15 protein-coding genes and 1 pseudogene are annotated in these 17,888 nt (G+C 59.9%); 15 read left to right on the plus strand and 1 reads right to left on the minus strand.

The window, feature by feature from the left end; all coding sequences use genetic code 11:
* Positions 1-245: 245 nt before the first annotated feature.
* From QFW77_RS14995 to QFW77_RS15055, 15 genes and pseudogenes are all read left to right on the plus strand, one after another.
* Positions 246-1,796 carry a TIGR04141 family sporadically distributed protein gene (locus tag QFW77_RS14995; protein WP_280575580.1) on the plus strand — a complete coding sequence of 517 codons (1,551 nt, stop codon included), beginning with the start codon at positions 246-248 and terminating at the stop codon, positions 1,794-1,796.
* Between the two features lie 301 nt (positions 1,797-2,097).
* The gene (locus QFW77_RS15000; protein WP_280575581.1) at positions 2,098-2,922 is read left to right on the plus strand and encodes an XAC0095 family protein; all 825 of its coding nucleotides are present in this window, start codon (positions 2,098-2,100) and stop codon (positions 2,920-2,922) included.
* Positions 2,923-3,501: 579 nt separating this feature from the next.
* A complete protein-coding gene (locus QFW77_RS15005) occupies positions 3,502-4,512 on the plus strand; it encodes a transglutaminase family protein (protein WP_280575582.1) in 1,011 nt (336 codons plus the stop codon).
* Between the two features lie 17 nt (positions 4,513-4,529).
* Positions 4,530-5,261: an RHS repeat-associated core domain-containing protein gene (locus tag QFW77_RS15010; RefSeq protein WP_280575583.1), complete on the plus strand. Its 732-nt coding sequence runs from the start codon at positions 4,530-4,532 to the stop codon at positions 5,259-5,261.
* Positions 5,262-6,157: 896 nt separating this feature from the next.
* A complete protein-coding gene (locus QFW77_RS15015) occupies positions 6,158-10,684 on the plus strand; it encodes a colicin D domain-containing protein (protein ID WP_280575584.1) in 4,527 nt (1,508 codons plus the stop codon).
* Positions 10,681-10,962 (plus strand): colicin immunity domain-containing protein, encoded by a 282-nt coding sequence (locus QFW77_RS15020; RefSeq protein WP_280575585.1) that lies wholly within the window; start codon positions 10,681-10,683, stop codon positions 10,960-10,962. Before QFW77_RS15015 ends, QFW77_RS15020 begins: the two co-directional genes overlap by 4 nt.
* A 64-nt stretch (positions 10,963-11,026) precedes the next feature.
* Positions 11,027-11,182, plus strand: a pseudogene (locus tag QFW77_RS19210) (hypothetical protein); the annotation flags it as partial.
* A 394-nt stretch (positions 11,183-11,576) separates the two neighbouring features.
* Positions 11,577-12,401 carry an XAC0095 family protein gene (locus tag QFW77_RS15025; protein WP_280575586.1) on the plus strand — a complete coding sequence of 275 codons (825 nt, stop codon included), beginning with the start codon at positions 11,577-11,579 and terminating at the stop codon, positions 12,399-12,401.
* Positions 12,402-12,868: 467 nt separating this feature from the next.
* The gene (locus QFW77_RS15030; protein ID WP_280575587.1) at positions 12,869-13,768 is read left to right on the plus strand and encodes an RHS repeat-associated core domain-containing protein; all 900 of its coding nucleotides are present in this window, start codon (positions 12,869-12,871) and stop codon (positions 13,766-13,768) included.
* Between the two features lie 4 nt (positions 13,769-13,772).
* Positions 13,773-14,156, plus strand: a complete 384-nt coding sequence (gene comJ / locus QFW77_RS19175; protein ID WP_425603348.1) for a competence protein ComJ — start codon at positions 13,773-13,775, stop codon at positions 14,154-14,156.
* A 223-nt stretch (positions 14,157-14,379) separates the two neighbouring features.
* Complete coding sequence (locus tag QFW77_RS15035) at positions 14,380-14,817, plus strand: hypothetical protein (RefSeq protein ID WP_280575588.1); 438 nt, start codon at positions 14,380-14,382, stop codon at positions 14,815-14,817.
* Between the two features lie 314 nt (positions 14,818-15,131).
* A complete protein-coding gene (locus QFW77_RS15040) occupies positions 15,132-15,521 on the plus strand; it encodes a hypothetical protein (protein ID WP_280575589.1) in 390 nt (129 codons plus the stop codon).
* Between the two features lie 132 nt (positions 15,522-15,653).
* Complete coding sequence (locus QFW77_RS15045) at positions 15,654-15,977, plus strand: hypothetical protein (protein WP_280575590.1); 324 nt, start codon at positions 15,654-15,656, stop codon at positions 15,975-15,977.
* 233 nt (positions 15,978-16,210) lie between these two features.
* Positions 16,211-16,846 (plus strand): RHS repeat-associated core domain-containing protein, encoded by a 636-nt coding sequence (locus QFW77_RS19040; RefSeq protein WP_331487963.1) that lies wholly within the window; start codon positions 16,211-16,213, stop codon positions 16,844-16,846.
* A 373-nt stretch (positions 16,847-17,219) separates the two neighbouring features.
* A complete protein-coding gene (locus QFW77_RS15055) occupies positions 17,220-17,633 on the plus strand; it encodes a hypothetical protein (protein ID WP_280575591.1) in 414 nt (137 codons plus the stop codon).
* A 45-nt stretch (positions 17,634-17,678) separates the two neighbouring features.
* Here the strand turns inward: QFW77_RS15055 and QFW77_RS15060 are convergent.
* Positions 17,679-17,888: hypothetical protein (locus QFW77_RS15060; RefSeq protein ID WP_280575592.1), on the minus strand; the 210-nt coding region annotated here is incomplete at its 5' end.

A 17,888-nucleotide genomic window follows, 5' to 3' on the forward strand; every position in this document is an offset into this window, starting at 1 on the left:
GTCCGCTGGCGCAATGCAGCCGGCCGTCTCGTGGTCTATATTCGGTTCAGGCATGGCTTTTCTTCCTGCCGGGGAGGACAGCGAACGGTAGGGGTGGGGCGTAACCCCGGAGCATACTTCGCAGCGTCGCTAGAAGTGAGGCTCAGGCAAAGAATCGACTGTACGGCGTGCGCGCTCTATCGCATCACTTCGCATTGATGACCGGCCGTCTAGGAGGTTCAAAAGGGAGGTGCGGGATGCCAAGCATGTCAGTGACCGTCTTCATGATTAGAAGGGCGGCGTATTCTGAGTTTAATGCATTCTTGAAGACGCTTGGCAATGGGGTGTCCACAATTGGTGGCATCAACGGTGTCTTCTATCCCATACCAAGTCGACCAGAGCGACCAGCATGGGTTAACGCGTTGAGCGGGAAGTATATCCCTGCTACTGCTGCGGCTGGACTTGTTTCACAGAGTCCAGCTGGTATATTGACGTGTAGAATCAATGGAAAGCTCTTTGCCGTCTGTTTCGGACATGGATGGATGAAGCTAAGCAATGACTGGGTGGACCATAGTTTCGGTCGTCGCGTAGTCTTGAACTCCATCGCGGAGGACGATCTGCGACAACTGAGATCCGAACAGGTTCTTGCAAATCGTCATCGATCCATAGAGCGCTCTCCTAGTAGCGCCAAGTTGAATGATTTCGGCTATGAAAGCGATAGAGATCTTGTATTCTCCGTAGAGGGATTCTGCCGAGTCCCACCGTTCCTGGGTGTTGTTCGTGGTGGTGCGCCTGTTCGATTTGATGTCGATATATCACTTTTTCCGAGAGCAATATTCGCTGCGAGCACGCGCCTCGGACGTGGGTATCAATCAAAGTTTCCGGATATCGACAGTCTCGTGCCCGTGACACTTCGGGATGACGTCACCGCAATGGATCATAGGCTCGACGAAGAAATGTCAGGCGGCAATGTTAACAATCTGGTCGGGCTTACTCCGCCTGCGTCTTTAGAAGTTTTCGATCAGGATGTTTACTTCAGCTACGGACGTTGGAAGGAAGTGGGTCATGCGCGTTCTTGGGCGTTGGCGTACTCGGAGTGGACGGACTCGCTAGCTGGTGCCGCAGTGTCGCTTGCTACTGCTGAAAGTTCCAAAGTGCACGTTGTAGATGCGGCTACTGGGCGCCGCAAGACTTCCGTGAAAATCAGGGATGCGCTCAGTTTTGATTTTGTTAGGAAAGATGGGCACTACGTAATCTTCTCAGGGAAATGGTATCGGGCGTCGCCAAACCTGTCGGTTAAGCTCGACGCCTTTTTGGGAAGCTTGGTTGATAGTGCATTTCCACCACCCATATGGAACGGTAGAGATGACGAAGGCACCTACAACCACAGTGCTTGTGTAGCGGATGCCCGACTAGTGCACATGGACGCGAGGAATATTTTCTACGGCGGCGGTCAGTCCAAGTTCGAGTTCTGTGACTTTCTCGATCCAGTTAACAAAGTTCTCTACTTCGTGAAGAATCCGTGTTCTGCGGCTGGCATGAGCCATCTCTACGAGCAAGCGCGTCGTACCACAGAGCTATTTTTTGGAAATAATCGTGGGTATGTTGAGAAGTTGCGGATTGCGTTGCTCCGTCATCGCGCGGACATAGATGTATCGTGGCTTGATGTGCCACCTCGCGGCCCAGAGTGGGAAATTTGCTTGGTTTCTATGGGCAGGGCTGCAGCCGATCTGCCGCTGTTTGCTAAATGCGGTTTGATGCGCGTGCATAGAGAGCTCTCTGGGCGGTTCCGGCAGGTCTCGTACTGTGTTGTATGAGCTCTATTTAAGAACAGACAGCGTTAAATCTGAGCCTTGACACCCTGCCAGTACTGGCGCAGACTCGATTGCAAGGAGCGTCGAAACTCCTCTACAAGCGGTCCCCACCTCCGACAAACCGGTGGGTTTTTTGTGCCCGCACACTTGTTGGCACGACCGACGCGAAGCCTGCGTCGGGAGGGCGGCTAATACAACACCCGCAAGGGAAATACGCCCGCCGGCTTGTAGCGGTTTCGAACCTCCCGACTTCCCGTCCGCCGTGCCGCGGTGGGCGGCCACTTCATGGAAGGAGGAGGCAACGATGTCGAACCGTGAATCGAACGATCTGCAGGTACGGGGCTATTTCCTGCCGGAAGACAGCCAGTTCCGGCTGAAGAAGCTGCATGACCACATGGTGTTCCTGTCGCACCTGGCGCAGCCGCGCACGCACGACGAGGACGAGACGGGCTGGGGACCCGAGATCAGCGGGGACGAGCTGGCCGTCTGCCTGGAGGTGCTGGCCGCCCAGGCCGAGCGCGTGCTGGACGAGGTGACCTGGCCGGCCGAGCGGGTGGTGGGCGGCGATCGGCCGCGGGCCCGCGATGAGGACGACGTGCTGGAGGAACTGGAGCAGGCCGGTGAGGCGTTGGCCGCCGGCGCACAGGATGACGAGGCTGAAGCGGCCTCGGCCGCAGGCACGCAGGACGACGAGGTGGGCGAAGCACCGGGCGCCAAGGAGGACGACGAGGCTGGCCAGGCGGACGCCGTCGCCACGGCGGAGGAGGCCGAAGCCCCCCTCGTCTTCGGCATGACCATGGACCAGCTGGACACGCTCAACCGCCTGCACGACCGGCTGCATGCCTACGGCGACCTGGTCTTCGGCATCGAGCGGATCGACCTGGCCGACGGCACGCTGACGATGCTGGGCGATGCGATCTTCGAAGTGGCCGAGGCCGCAAGCGATCTCATGGACAAGGTGGCCGGTCAGGCGCTTCCCGATGCGTCCAGGCGGCGAAACCGCGTACGCGAGGCGCCGGCCGTCTACGGCTCGCCAGCCGGGCCGGGTGTCGCGTTCGACGCGGCCATGCCGATGCTGCCGTCGCCCACGGATGCGGGCTGGCTCCCCCAGCCAGCCACCCGTCACTGATCGGGCAGGGCGCGGTGCCGGGCTGGGTCACGCTCCCTGGCACCGCGTCCGTGCGATCCGTACGCGTTGGTGCAGGTGCAGTTGGAGCGGGGCCGGAACCTTCAACGCCTTCGCCACCGCTGGCGGCGGTCCTCAACCGGCTGATCCAGACAATCTCGGCGCATGGCAATGTCGTAGCGGCCGGCCGCGCGGCCGAATGGGCCGACCACACCCTGCCCATGCTGGGGCAGGCGATCTTCGACGGCGCCGCAGCGGCGCGCGACATCCTTAACCAGGTGGAGGCGCAATGGCTCGGGGATGGGCCGCGGGCGGGAGCCGGTGTGGCCGAAGAGCGGGAGTATCTGGCCGGGGTGGGATTGCGATGTCGGTCATCATGCCGGTCACCGCGTGGCCAGCGGCTGCGTATCCGTCACTGGGACGCGCCGAACACCCGGCTCCCCAGCGGCAGCACTGATCGGGGGAACTCAGCCGGCTCGGCTCGCCCGGCTAAGCTATTTGCCGAAGCCCCAAGAACCGTCTGACGGTCCACTAGCGCAGGCTGAGCGCCTGCGCTATGTTGGCGTCAAACGGGGGTGGCGCATGGAACGCTTCGGGAAGAGTATCCGCCGCCATTGGCTAGCCTGGGCAATAGGCGCTTGTCTTGCGTCCATGGGCTCCTCCGCTTGGGCCGTCGACTTGATGCCCCTACGGGCCCAGTTCGCGCTCCCCGATGATCGGGTCGATTTCGCCGAGGTGAAATTGGTTGTTGACCGGCTTATCGATCCTGCGACCGATACGGTCTCCGTACGCCGTGAACTCGATCGGTGGGAAGGTGTGGTGCGGAGCCAGGTGCCCGCCGGTGCCACTGCGCGTCAGGCGCTGGATGCTCTGCTTAAGACGCTTTATCAACCGGGCTCGTGGAACGAGGGAAGGCCCTTCGAGTACGACCTCGCCGATCCATTGGGGCGGAACCCAAAGGCCAAACAGCTGGCGGTCTATTTGGCTACGCGGAAAGGTAATTGTGTGTCCATGCCTATCTTGGTTGCGATACTGGGCCAGCGCTTGGGGTTGCCGCTCACCTTGGCCACCGCGCCTGATCACTTGTTGGTGAAGTTCGCCGACGATACTCAGCAGGCTTGGGTGAACGTGGAAGCCACGGCCGGCGGGTTCAAGTTCGACAGTAGCTACGAACGCGAAACTGGAATCACTCCAGCCGCAATCGAGAACGGTCTCTATCTCCGGCCGCTCACGCCGCGCGAGAGCGTTGGCGTCATTGCCGGCGCGCTGATGGAGCACTACGGCGCCAGGGAAGAAGGCGATGCGATACTGGAAGTGGCGGACCTGGCGCTTGCCGCAAACGCCAGAGACCCGGTAGCCATGGTGTGGAAGGCCAACGCTTACTACTTGCAGCTGCATCAGCGCTACGTGAGTCGATATCCAGACGCTGCGGATATCCCGCCGGCCCAGCATGGAGACTTCAGTCGGTTGAGCCACGAGAACTTGGCTTGGTTCGCCCAGGCGGAGCGACTGGGTTGGGTGCAGCGAACGCCGGAACAGGAACAAATCTATCTACAATCGATCCAGCGAGAACAGGCGAAAAGGGGGCTGTGATGCGGAGAACATATCGATTGGCTTTGGTCGTGGTCTTCTGGGTGGCCAGCAGCACCGTGTCGGCGCGCTTCGTATCGGTCGATCCTGTCCCGGCGCAGCCGAACACCGGTACCAATTTCAACCGCTATTCGTACGGAAACGCCAATCCCTATCGCTTCACCGATCCTGATGGCCGCCTGTCACGGGGGGAGGGGTGGAACGACAAGGATTGGAGTCGATTCGACCGGGCGCAACAGAACTCCGCTCGGAGCCTCGAACGGGCTGCGGGTCGAATCAACAACGCCCTGGAGAGCGGCAGGGGATTGCGCAGCGTTACGCGTTCTTTCGAGCGCAACTTCGGGCAAGGATCGGCCACTCCGGAAAACATGGCGAAGGTTGCCTCAGACTTAGGCGCGATGGCCTCGGCATTGCGCGACACCAGTGCCGGCGCCATCCCAGCCAACGCTATGACCAGTGATCAGATCACTGCCACGTATGGTGCCGGCGCCGACACTCTTGCAGGCGTGCCCACCGCCGGGCCCACGCAGGTCATCGTCAACATCACACACGCCGAGTTCACGAACCGTTCCACGCTTGCGTGGGGGGCCGGGCATGAGACCGGCCACGCCGTGCTTGGTTACCCGGATCAACGGTTGAACGGAATCCCGGCCTACAAATTCGGTACGCCGGAACAGCGAGCTATCTTCCAGTCTCTGCCCCCTGAGCAGAGGTTGATCAATCCCGACCATTTGATGGACATCGCCCGATGAGACCATCTCGGCCGTTCCTCGCACTGGCCGCAGTCTTGGTTGCGGGTGCATGCGCGTCTACGCCTGCCATTCGCTGGGCGCCAGAGTCGGCTTTTGAACTAGTCGTGACGGACAATCCGGCTCAGCAGCGATTCGACCTGGTACTCGAGTCGCAAGCCGATGCGCCATTATGTTTATCGCGGGAAAGCTGGCCTGCTGAGTCCGGGCTGCCACTTGGCTTCGATGGCGCCGTGCTAGTTACAGCTAGTGGCTCACATGAGCTGCTGCCTACAGGTAGCGCGTATTGTCCAGGGGGCTGCGGCTACGCGCGTGTCGAGCCAGGGCGGATGTTGGCCGGGGCTATCCCCTATGCGGCGTTCCGGGGCGCAGATGATATTGCGGCGGAGTCCGACCGGAAGCTGGTGTTCTGGGTGCAGCCGTTTTTCTGTCGGGACTGAGCAAGGAGCTCGACTTGTTGGTTTCGGTCATTTGCTGCCCGAGGTTGTTTTATCGAGTTACATTGCGTCTGGTGCCCCGCAAGGGCGTGGGACCGAGAGACGCGGGCTGTATCCATATCGATTCCAGGGATAGGGGGGTGCATGAAGACGACGCGTCGAGGAGCTGAAAGCAAAGACCATTCGAGTGTGACCTGCGGCTCGACCTGGGATTTCGCTGGTTGGAAGCGGATGGCGACTCTAGTCCTCAGCTATTTGCTAGCCGTAAGTGGAGCTTCTGCGCAGGTATATACACACGAAACCTATGGAAATGAGCTCGATAGATCGACCCGTGTCCAACCCTTGGACCATTCGGGTCAGTTTGGAGAGGTAGTCGACCTCAATTCTGGATCCGTCAGTTTCAGGAAAACTGTTGTAGAAGTTCCGGGTAACAACGAGCTCCGGGTCGCCATCGATTATGCGTTGAACCTCAAGACGAATGCGAGTAACGCACCCACGTACTACTGGGATCGCGAACTGCCATACATTGAGGGAACCTACGGAAAAGACTCTGGCTGGGTCGTAGGCACGCCGGGAAACTACTCCAACCAGCGTTGCTCGCATCCAAGCGCAGCGGCTGGGGCTCCAGTGATCAGGTCCACCAAGCCGCCGATCAACAACTTCAACCGCGAAGAGTACTGGAACGGCAATAGTCTGGTTGTGCCGGGCGGGGAGGGCGGTGTAATCCGCCCAATCGACGCCGATGAGTCGCGTCCCTCTGGTATGGATGTTCGTTGGGCAACAAATTCGGGGTGGAGGTTCACTTGCTACCAGCTGGCAAGTGGGGGCGAGGGGTTCGTGGGGCATAGCCAAAATGGGGACAAGCTCTATTTCGGTGCTCCGGTCGCCGACACCGAAGTCTTCCAGATCATGAATTCGTTCGCCCCCTATAACGACACGTGGATTGAGGTCGTCTCATACAGGATGTACTTGACAAGAATCGAAGACCGGTTCGGGAACTGGGTCAAGTACGAGCCGCATCAGGTGACGAGTAGCGATGGGCGAACAATAGCCATTGAGCGCTCGGGGTCGAACGTACTCTATAAGACCGGCGGCCGGACTTGGACGGTTTCCGGTAGTGGCGTTTCGAATCCAGACGGGTCATCGTGGTCACTGACGCGTTCCGGCCAGTTCGGTTGGGTGGGTTATCAGCAAGCCTTTGAAAATACGTGTCGGTCCGCGCAAGCGATTCCATCGTCCATCGGAGGCGTGGTGACCATCACGGTCATCGCAGAATCCGGGGTCAAGGGTGTCTTCCGAGTCGAGCCAAGAAAACATGGATACTCTTTCGTACCGTATCGATGTTATGTCAACACCCCGCCACACGGGCCCGGAAAGGAAGGGGGGCACAGCTACCCCGACCAGTCGAACTACATGGATCAGGTCTCGCTGGTCTCGAGATCTGTTGAGGCTGCCGGCGTTCAGCCGTACCAGGAGGCGATCGACTACGGGCCGCTCAATGCATGCTATCAAAGCGGGTCCGTGACTCCGCCGGATCAATGCCAGTCGACTTCGCCAACGACAAGAACTGTAACTGTGACGAGGTCGGACGGGCACGTCCGCAAGCTGGTCTATGGGAACAGATGGGGACAGAACGCGGGACTTCTGCTTTCCGAGCAGATTGGTAGCACCCGGCGCACTGATCATTCCTATACGTACCTCAATGAGCGAGTCCCGCGTGGATACGGCAAGCGGCAGTATCACTACAACATGCACGAATATAGGGTTGCTCGCCGAAGTAATACTACGATATCTCAGCAGGGCACGGTGTTCGTTTACAACGTCGAAGCGTTTGATTCATTTGCGCGCCCAACCCGGGTTACGCGATCCAGAAACCTCCCTGGCAGCCCCCTCAGGACCGAGTTGATTACCTATCACGACAATCTTGCCAGGTGGGTACTCGGTCAACCATCGCGACTTACTGTCAATGGCATCGTAGTGTCCGAGACCGGCTATAGTAGCTACGCGCAGCCGCTGACGTTCAAGTCCTTCGGTAAACTCCAATGGACCCGCACTCACGATGTGGCCACCGCGGGGCAGATGGGCACGATCAGGACCGTCAAGGACGGCAATAACAACCTCACCACCCTGGCCAACTGGAAGCGAGGCATACCCCAATCCATCGTCTATGCCGACGGCACCACTCAGTCGGCCATCGTCAACGACGCAGGCTGGATCACCCGTCTCACCGACGAGAATGGGTTCGCGACAAACTACGCGTACGACCCTATGGGGCGACTGAACCGCATCAGCTATCCGACCGGCGACAGCACGGCCTGGAACGCTACGACGATCACGTTCGAGCAAAGAGCGGGGAGCGCTTATGGGCTTGCCGGCGGCCACTGGCGGCAGGTCGTTGGCACCGGCAACGGCCGCAGGCTCACCTATTTCGATGCGCTGTGGCGCCCGGTGTTAGTGCATGAGTACGACACCGCCGACGCGGCGACCAGCCGCTTCACCCGTTATGCGTACGATCACGATGGCCGAACGACCTTCACCTCGTACCCAGTACCCTCGGTCTCTACCCTATCAGCCGTTACCATGGGGACCCATGTCGCATACGACGCACTTGGGCGGAGGACTTCGGTGCGCCGGAACTCTGAGTTGGGGACCCTGACGACTGCCTATAGCTATCTAAGTAACGCAACCGGAAACTACACAGTTATCACTGATCCTCGGGGCAACCAGACTCGCATCTGGCATCAGACGTTCGACCAGCCGAGCGAGGATTACCCCACCATCCTGACCTATCCGGGTGGGCGAACCGATATCACCCGCGACGTGTTCGGCAAGCCCGTGGCGATCACCCGCAGCGGTGGGGGCGTGTCGGCGACGCGAAGCTACGTCTATAACGCCAACCAGCTGCTCTGCAAGTCGATCGACCCGGAAACCCGCGCCACCATCTATGCCCATGACGGCGCCGGCAATCTGACCTGGAGTAGGACAGGGTCATGGCACACCAGCACTACCACTTGTAATGTCGACTCGGTTCCAGAGGTCGAGCGGACAGTCCGCACCTACGATAAACGCAACCGGCTTAGGTCCGTGACGTACCCGGACCACGTCGGCGACACGACCTATACCTACACCCCCGACGGCCTGCTGGCCCAGGCGCTTGCTGTGAATGGCAGCAACCTGGTCTACAACAACTACGTGTACAACAGGCGCCGGCTGCTCACCGGCGAATCGATGGATTGGAACAATCTCCATTTCGGGATTGGCTATGGCTACAACGCCAACGGGCACTTGGCCTCGCATGTCTACCCCGGCAACGTCGCGGTGAGCTACGCGCCCAATGCGCTGGGCCAGCCCACCCAGGCCGGCACGTGGGCAGCCAATGTCACCTACCACCCCAACGGAGCAATCAAGCAGTTCACCTATGGAAATGGCGTAGTCCATAGGATGACCCAGAATGGAAGGGGGCTGCCGGACCGTATCCGCGACGCATACAGCGGCACAACCAGCCCGATCGTGCCGATCGATGATAGCTACGACTACGACGGCAACGGCAATGTCGTGGCGATCAGCGATGGCCGTTCCGGCCAGCGTGGCAACCGGGACATGACCTACGATGGACTCGACCGGTTGACCGGCGTCGACTCGCCTATGTTCGGGACGGCGCTCTACACATACGATGCGTTGGACAATCTGCGCCGTGTCAAGCTAGGCGTCACACCCATGCGACCGGCCCGAGATCACACCTATCAGTACGACGCCCAGAATCGGCTCTCGCGTATCGTCAATACGACGGGCGGGGCGGTGGTGGCAGATCTGACCTACGACCCGGAGGGAAACGTAGCGAGCCGCACCGGCGCGAGCTACAACTTCGACCTCGGCAACCGGCTGCGCAGCTCAAACCAAGACGGCATCCATAGTACTTACGTGTACGACGCTCACGGCCACCGGGTGCGTGACCTCAATGGCGGTTCGAAATACGCGCAGTACAGTCGCGACGGCACCTTGATGTTCGCCAGGAACCTGCGAGGTGGTGCGAGGGATCACCAGTACATATACCTGGGCGGCCGATTGGTGGCCATCCGCACGAAAAACAACGAAACGGATGCTGTGTCCAATCAGTATCAACATACGGACGTACTGGGCAGCGTCATTGGCCGTAGTAGCCAAGGTCGTACCAGTGTGTTCTTCAACGAGTACGAGCCGTATGGCGCACTGAGCAATCGGGCGAATCAGGACCAGCCAGCCTACACTGGCCACGTACACGACGTGGCGAGCGGTCTGACGTACATGCAGCAGCGCTATTACGATCCGGTGCTAGGTTTATTCCTTAGCGTTGATCCGGTTACCGCAACTAGCAACCCAATCTCGCAGTTTCATCGTTATCGGTACGCAAACGGCAATCCCTACAGGTTTACCGACCCAGATGGCCGGGAGTCCGTAGGAGAAATGATCGATGCTGGTGCTGAGGGGTGTGGTCCAGTTTCCTGCGCCGGTTGGGCTTTTCTAAGGGGTGCGTGGGGTAGTCTGGGAGCAGAAGGCGTCAGTCAATGGTATGACAAGGGCTGGGCGTCGGCGGGTGGCGGAAACAGGATAGGCGCGGGACTTGAACTTGCGGCTGTTCTGCCTCCATTGAAGCTCCTGGGCAGCGCGAGGCTTCTCGCTAAGGAGGGAGTTAACGCAATTGGATTCAGCCGTGCGCAATTGCAACAGAAGTTCAAACATGCGGCTGATTTTGGCGTATCTGGAAGCCCTAACAATCGCACGCTGGCTGAATTCAGCACTGCCATCCAGCGTCACGTTGATGGTGATTCGACAATCGCGATTCAGGGTACGTATGCCAGAGGAAATCTGGCCGTGACTCATTTCGTTGATCCAAACACGGGACTCAACGTGATGAGAGACGCGTCAGGAAACTTCTTGTCGGGATGGCGACTTAGTGAACAGCAACTCAAGCATGTTCTTGAAACTGGAAGGCTCGGAGGTGGAAGGTGAGTAGAGAGCTGGAGGAATATATAGACTTGATCGACGAGTACTTGAGCTCTTCTATTGACTCAAGTCATTTTTGCAATCGATTTATTGCAAAGTTCAAACTAGCAGCCGAACTGCCGGAGCATGAGTTCAGCATTCTAGATCAGTTATTTTCTGACGCCGATTGCTTTACCGAGGACCAAGGACTTATAGCGTCTAATCCGGAACTCTACATCAATGCCGACCAGTTGAAGGAGCGAGCCGCGGAGGCGCTCGCAGCGCTGGTGAAAGAAGCTGGTTGAGGCGGTCGCTCCATAACCCAGGCCGAGGTCGTGTCCCGGCTGCGTACCAGGCGGACAGGCGCAAGCGCCCGAGATAGATATCGCCGAGCTGGCCGATTGCCTGGCGGTGATGGCGGCGCAGGCCACCGTGGTGCTGGAGGCGATGTCGTGGCCGGCCCACCGGCAGGCCGCGGCGGATGGGCCGGCGCAAAAACAGGGGTCAGAGTCGACTTTCTCATGACTCGCCAGGCACGGATCCCCGGTGCGTCGCGGCATCTAGTCTTCCTCGACCCGGCCATACGTCCACGCTGTAGAGGGGGGCGGGACGCTATCTGAGTTTTGAGCTCCGCCGTTCAAGATGGGCCAGAGCCTTGACAAGCCTCCAAACCGGTAGCAATCTCGCTCCAAGGAGCGTCGAAACTCCTCTAACAGCGGTACCCACCTCCGACAAACCGGTGGGTTTTTTGTGCCCGCGCTGCTGCAGGCACGACCGACGCGATGCCTGCGTCGGGAGGGCGGCTAATACAACACCCTTCGGGGAAATACGCCCGCCGTCTGTTAGCGGTTTCGAACCTCCCGACTTCCCGTCCGCCGTGCCGCGGTGGGCGGCCACTTCATGGAAGGAGGAGGCAACGATGTCGAACCGTGAATCGAACGATCTGCAGGTGCGGGGCTATTTCCTGCCGGAGGACAGCCAGTTCCGGCTGAAGAAGCTGCATGACCACATGGTGTTCCTGTCGCACCTGGCGCAGCCGCGCACGCATGACGAGGACGAGACGGGCTGGGGGCCCCAGATCAGCGGGGACGAGCTGGCCGTCTGCCTGGAGGTGCTGGCCGCCCAGGCCGAGCGCGTGCTGGACGAGGTGACATGGCCGGCCGAGCGGGTGGTGGGCGGCGATCGGCCGCGGGCCCGCGATGAGGACGACGTGCTGGAGGCACCGGCACGGGCCAGTGAGGCGTTGGCCGCCGGCGCACAGGATGACGAGGCTGAAGCGGCGTCGGCCGCAGGCACGCAGGACGACGAAGTGGGCGAAGCACCGGGCGCCAAGGAGGGCGACGAGGCAGACCAGGCGGACGCCGCCGCGACGGCGGAGGAGGCAGACGCCCCGCTCGTCTTCGGCATGACCATGGACCAGCTGGACACGCTCAACCGCCTGCACGACCGGCTGCATGCCTACGGCGACCTGGTCTTCGGCATCGAGCGAATCGACCTGGCCGACGGCACGCTGACGATGCTGGGCGATGCGATCTTCGAAGAGGCCGAAGCCGCAAGCGACCTCATGGACAAGGTGGCCGGTCAGGCGCTTCCCGATGCGTCCAGGCGACGAAACCGCGTACGCGAGGAGCCCGCGATCTACGGCGTACCGGCCAGCCCGGGCTTGGCGGGTGACGCAACCATGCCGTTGCTGCCGCCGCCCGCGGGTACGGGCTGGCGCCCGCAGGCGCCCACCCGCCACTGATCGATCAGGGCGCGGTGCCGGGCTCGGTCACGATCCCCGGCACCGCGCCCGTGCGATCCGTGTGCGTTGGTGCAGGTACAAGACCGGGGTCGGGTTCGCCTACCGGCGGCCCCACCGGTCGGACCGAGGGGCTGCTGGCGCGAGCGCCAGCCGGTGGACTTGCTGGTCTCCGCGCGGGGGTAGATCACTGGCCTGGGCCCGCGACAGCCGGTACTGGGCAAGGGGTGCGGGCGGGCCTATATTCCGACCGTGCCCAGGAAGGACTCAGGGGGAGTCATATGGACATCGACCAGCGCCGCACCACTCGCGGCATGCGTTTCGGTTCTGACGTGAGCGCTAAGCCGCCCGGATCCGCGGGTCGGAGGGATGGCCAAGCGGAGGGCCTCGCAGCCCGCGCTGTCGTCCTGCTGCTCGCCCTGCTGGCTGGGTGCTTGCTCCCCGCCGGGGCCGCGTTCGCGCAAACCACGGTGAAGTACATCCACACCGATGCACTAGGCTCGGTGGTCGCGGTGACCGACCAGAACCGGAACGTGCTCGAGCGCCGCGAGTACGAACCCTACGGCCAGCAGCTCACGCCGGTTCTGGCGGATGGGCCGGGCTACACCGGGCATGTGCAGGATGCGGCCACTGGGCTGACGTACATGCAGCAGCGCTATTACGATCCGGTGATCGGAGGTTTCTTGTCCGTCGATCCGGTATCGGTTGATACAACTACGGTCCGAAACTTTTGTCGCTACTGCTATGCCAGTAACAACCCTTACAAGTTCACCGATCCAGATGGGAGAGAATCCGCCCAAATTCATCTCGATAGAGATGTTCGTGATTTTGGATCTGGAAGAATCTCCAAGCAGGAGTATTTCGACAACATAGGAGCTAGGGCTGCCGGCGCAGGAATTGGAGCTGCGGTTGTCGGTGGAACTATCGTCGCGGCGCCGTTTGCTGCTGATGCCGGTGTGGCGGTACTCGCCAATCCTGGCGCTGTGGCTACTGCGACGGAGATTGCAGCGGGCGCAGCTGGCGTAACGGGAACTGCCGGCGCGGTAGCGAAGACGATCACCTTATCGGCAAGGGCTCAAGGCCAAGCGGCGATACATGCAAGGGATGCAATTGCCGCCGGGAAGCCGAGTGTACTTACAATTGCGCGAGATGGAGCCGGTGCTAATCGTGCAGCTTCCATTGGCGGGATGGCCAAAGTGCCAGGGAAGCATCTGGATGAGTATCCGCCTGCAATGTTCAGGGAGGGTGGCGCAGGCGCTAGTGTGCGAGCAATCAGTCCTGCGGACAACATGAGTGCTGGCGCATGTATAGGAAATGCATGTCGAGGCTTGGCGGACGGTGCTCGCGTGCGTATAGAAGTGGGAGACTAAGAGAATGACAAGCTTTAATCTATTCGTTTCCTACTCGCAGATTGCTGTTTTTTGGCCCACTCTTGAGAATCCGTTTAGCTCGTGGACAGAGGGGGAGGTGGAACGAGGTTTTACTTTCCGGCCAGGAAGTGTCTCGTTCAAGACCACGACAGAATCTGGGGACTATTCATTGGAAGTCTTCGACGATTCCATTGGCGGGTCTCCTAACAGTGAGTGCGTCACCTCAGTTGAGGTGCCATTTGAAGTGCCAGAGAACGGTGAGGTTGAAATAGCATCGATTTCAGATGGCTGTGTAATTTCAGTTACACCTGGGACCGTACAGTTGCGCTTTGAAGAACTTGAAAATAATGTTGTGAGAATATCATTCTTGCGAAAGAGCTCGGGATGAAGAGAGATCCAAGGTAGGAGAAATTTGCAGAGCCTAAAGCTTCATGCCGCACACCCCTGCGTTTCCGCACATAGACTGCGCATAGTCTGAAGATTGAAGAACATGGGTCAGAGTGGAGTGGCCTCGGTTCTTCGGACATTGGACCTAGGGCGCATACCCTAGGCGATTGAACGGTGGAATTCCTAGCCTGATTGATTCAGCGTACGACGAAAAGAGGTAGGAGATGAACGCGATTGGGTGTCTTCGACCGATCCTCCAGCTCTTGATTCTCGGTGTATTGGCAGGCTGCAGCTCTAGTGCGGAAATTCTCTATGTCCATGTGCAAGAGATCGACGAAGAAGCAGTCGTCGAGGTTGGAATTGATTATGAAGATGCGGGCTTCATCAAGAGGCGGGAGGTTTACGCGTATATAGTGGTTACTGAGTGCGATGGAAATGGAGTAAGGTTTCCTATCGAGCCATGGGTTTCAGGGCAGCGCGTTTCTGAGTTCGTCTTCCCGGTCGAGCCCGAGATCACGAAACTGTCGGGAGGTATGCCGATGAAGGTATTCGAGTCGTATCGGCGCCCGTGTGCCGCTCTGGAGGGCGGAAGTTATTATTTGGGAAAGATCACCTCCGCGTCTGTCCCCATCGATGACTGGCCGAGCTCCACATCGGACTGATGGGACATGCGGCAGGAAAAATCAGCAGTGCGGCGCCTGGTATTCAAGAGTTCATGAGCATGCTGCCAGCTGCGATTCTCAACATCGAGTGGAACGGAGCAAGTAGAAGATAAAGTACGCGTTGACTTCGAGCCACGCAGATAGGTGCTCTAGTGCGCAGCGACGCTTCTACTGATGATCTTCGTAGGCGCCGGGAGGAATCTCTCCGCGAAAAAGAGACGGCGCGCTTGCGAAGTTCCTACGGAGAGAAGTTGGCTCTAGCGATCGGTTCCGCTCTCGGTTACCAACTTCAGTTGGCGGACTTCGATCTTCGGATGGACGTTCCATTCAAGCTCGATTGGCCACGAAGGATTGAGGACGCGCATGGCCTAGTTCTGCCGTACGCTTCAGAGAAGCGGGTGGTATCTGTCGCGGAATGTATCGACAATGCAATCGCATCGAGGGGTGGCTGGGTCGGCGTTCATGGTAATGGCTACCTTGGCTTTTGTGCTGTGACGGATCTAAGAATTGTAGGGCTCGTGGCGGCAGCCTCGGCCATTGAGGATACTGTTGTTTTTTATCCACGCGACGGTCAGGGAGCCATCGCTGTTGATTGCTATCCGAGCAATCCCGGAGAAGCATTCAGTTTGTTCGTGCAAGGGGATGCGCTTGTAGACGAGCTCGCTCCGTGCTTTAGCAGCGAAGATGGGAGCGAAGGCAGTTAGCGTGGGCGCCCGAGATGGGTATCGACGGGTTGGCCGATCGCCTGTTGGCGGCGGCGTCGTGGCTCGAGAGACTCTTGGCCAGCATCCCGCGACGGATGGCCCGAAGCCAGCGCACAGGCCGCATCGTCGCAGTTGGACACGCTCAACCGCCTGCACGACCGGCTGCATGCCTACGGCGACCTGGTCTTCAGCGTCGAGCGGATCGACCTGGCCGACGGCACGCTGACGATGCTGGGCGATGCGATCTTCGAAGAGACCGACGCCGCGCATGCGCTCATGGACAAGGTGACGGAGCAGCACCTCCCCGACGAAGCCGGGCACCGACACCGCGTACGCGAGGCGCCGGCGCTCTACGGTGTACCGGCCAGCCCGGGCCTGGCGCGTGACGCGGCCATGCCGATGCTGCCGCCGCCCGCGGATGCAGGCTGGCGCCCGCAGGCGGCCACCCGCCACTGAGCGAGCAGGGTGCGGTGCCGGGCTCGGTTGGAAAAAAGCCGCGGTCGGGTTCGCATACTGACGGCCCCGCCGGGCGGACCGATGGGCTGCCGGCGCGAGCGCCAGCCGGTGGGCTTGCTGGGCTGCGCGCAGGGTAGGTTGCCGGCCTGGGCCCCGCGACAGTCGGTACTGTGCAAGGGGTGCGGGCTGGCCTATATTCCGACCGTGCCCAGGAAGGACTCAGGGGGAGTCATATGGACATCGACCAGTGCCGCACCACCCGCGGCATGCGTTTCGGTTCTTCCGTGAGCGCCAAGCCGCCCGGATCCGCGAGTCGGCGGGGTGGCCAAGCGAAGGGCCTCGCAACCCGCGCTGTCGTCCTGATACTCGTCCTGCTGGCTGGCGGCTTGCTCCCCGCCGGCGCCGCGTTCGCGCAAACGGTGAAGTACATCCACACCGATGCGCTGGGCTCGGTGGTCGCCGTGACCGACCAGAACCGCAACGTGCTGGAGCGCCGCGAGTATGAACCCTACGGCCAGCAGCTCACGCCGGTTCTGGCGGATGGGCCGGGCTACACCGGGCATGTGCAGGACGCGGCGACCGGGCTGACGTACATGCAGCAGCGCTATTACGATGCGGGGATTGGCAGGTTCCTCTCCGTCGACCCGGTGACGGCGGATGGCAACACCGGAACGAACTTCAATCGGTATTGGTACGGAAACAACAGCCCATACCGTTTTTGGACCCCGATGGCCGCTACTCTTGCGATGGATCTAGCTCACAATGCGGTCGCGTCGCCGCTTTTCGCGAAAAGCTCGGAGAAGCGCGGGCGGGATTACCAGCTGGCACTGATGCCCATGCGAAAGTTGATAGGGCGATTCAGTATTTAGGTCGGCACAACGTTGACAACGGAGTCACCGTACGCGCGACAAATTTGGATCCTGGCACAACTGGCCAATCGTCCAACGGCTCTGATGTTATTTCGATCGATCTAGATCAAATTGCAGAGGCTGGGGGTCAGTACGCGGACGTCACCGGTGCTGGCACGCTAGCGCACGAGGCACGCCATGAGTTGGATGCCAAAGACCATGGCGCAGCCGTAACCAAGGATGCAGTATTCCGTACAGAACTGAACGCGCACCGGACAAACGCCGCTGTAGGTCAAGGATTACGTATGGATGTCGGCTTAGGGTCGGAAGAGAAGATCAATGATGCGGCTCAAAGGTCGACAGATGCCTGGTGCGCCGAAGGTGGAGGAGCCGGATGCTGAGATTGATTGTGTTTCCATTGGTTTTGCTCGGTTGCTCGACGGTCAGCGGAACGGAAGTAGGCGCTGCTGCCGTCGAATTCTGCGAACTCGATCGAACTCCGCGCTCGGAAGAAGTCAGGGTGATCGCGGTCATCGAGACGGACAATCATCATGGGATGTTTATAGGCTCCGAGAAGTGTTCTTCAAAGCTCAGAATTGGAACGACGTCAGGAACCTCGGATATCAGCGTGGAGAGATTTCTGTCGCGTGTCAGTGAAGGGGGGCATCTGACTTGGCGGACGTATAGGGGCGAGTTCTCCGGTCACATAGTTGCGCCGGACGAAACAAAAGTCCGCTTTGAGTTGTCTCGTGTTCACTGGTTCGAAGAATCGGGAGCCGCTGAAGTGAATAATGACGAACGGGACTGAAGAACGGGACGGAGGGAATTAATCATGTTTGATTACCTCCGTTCCTTAGCCCGTCCCCTTTAGCCCCTGGCCGCCCAGGCCGAGCGCTTGCTGGACGAGGTGACCTGGCCGGCCGAGCGGGTAGGGGGCGGCGATCGGTCGCAGGCACGCGATGAGAACGATGTAATGACCCAGTGATTTCCTGCTCAGGTGTAACCTTTCCAAGGAGACACGAATGAGCGCGGTAATGGAAGAAGAGATCAAGCGTTGGACGGC

Source organism: Luteimonas endophytica (genome assembly GCF_029887875.1).
Taxonomy (GTDB): Bacteria; Pseudomonadota; Gammaproteobacteria; order Xanthomonadales; family Xanthomonadaceae; genus Luteimonas; species Luteimonas endophytica.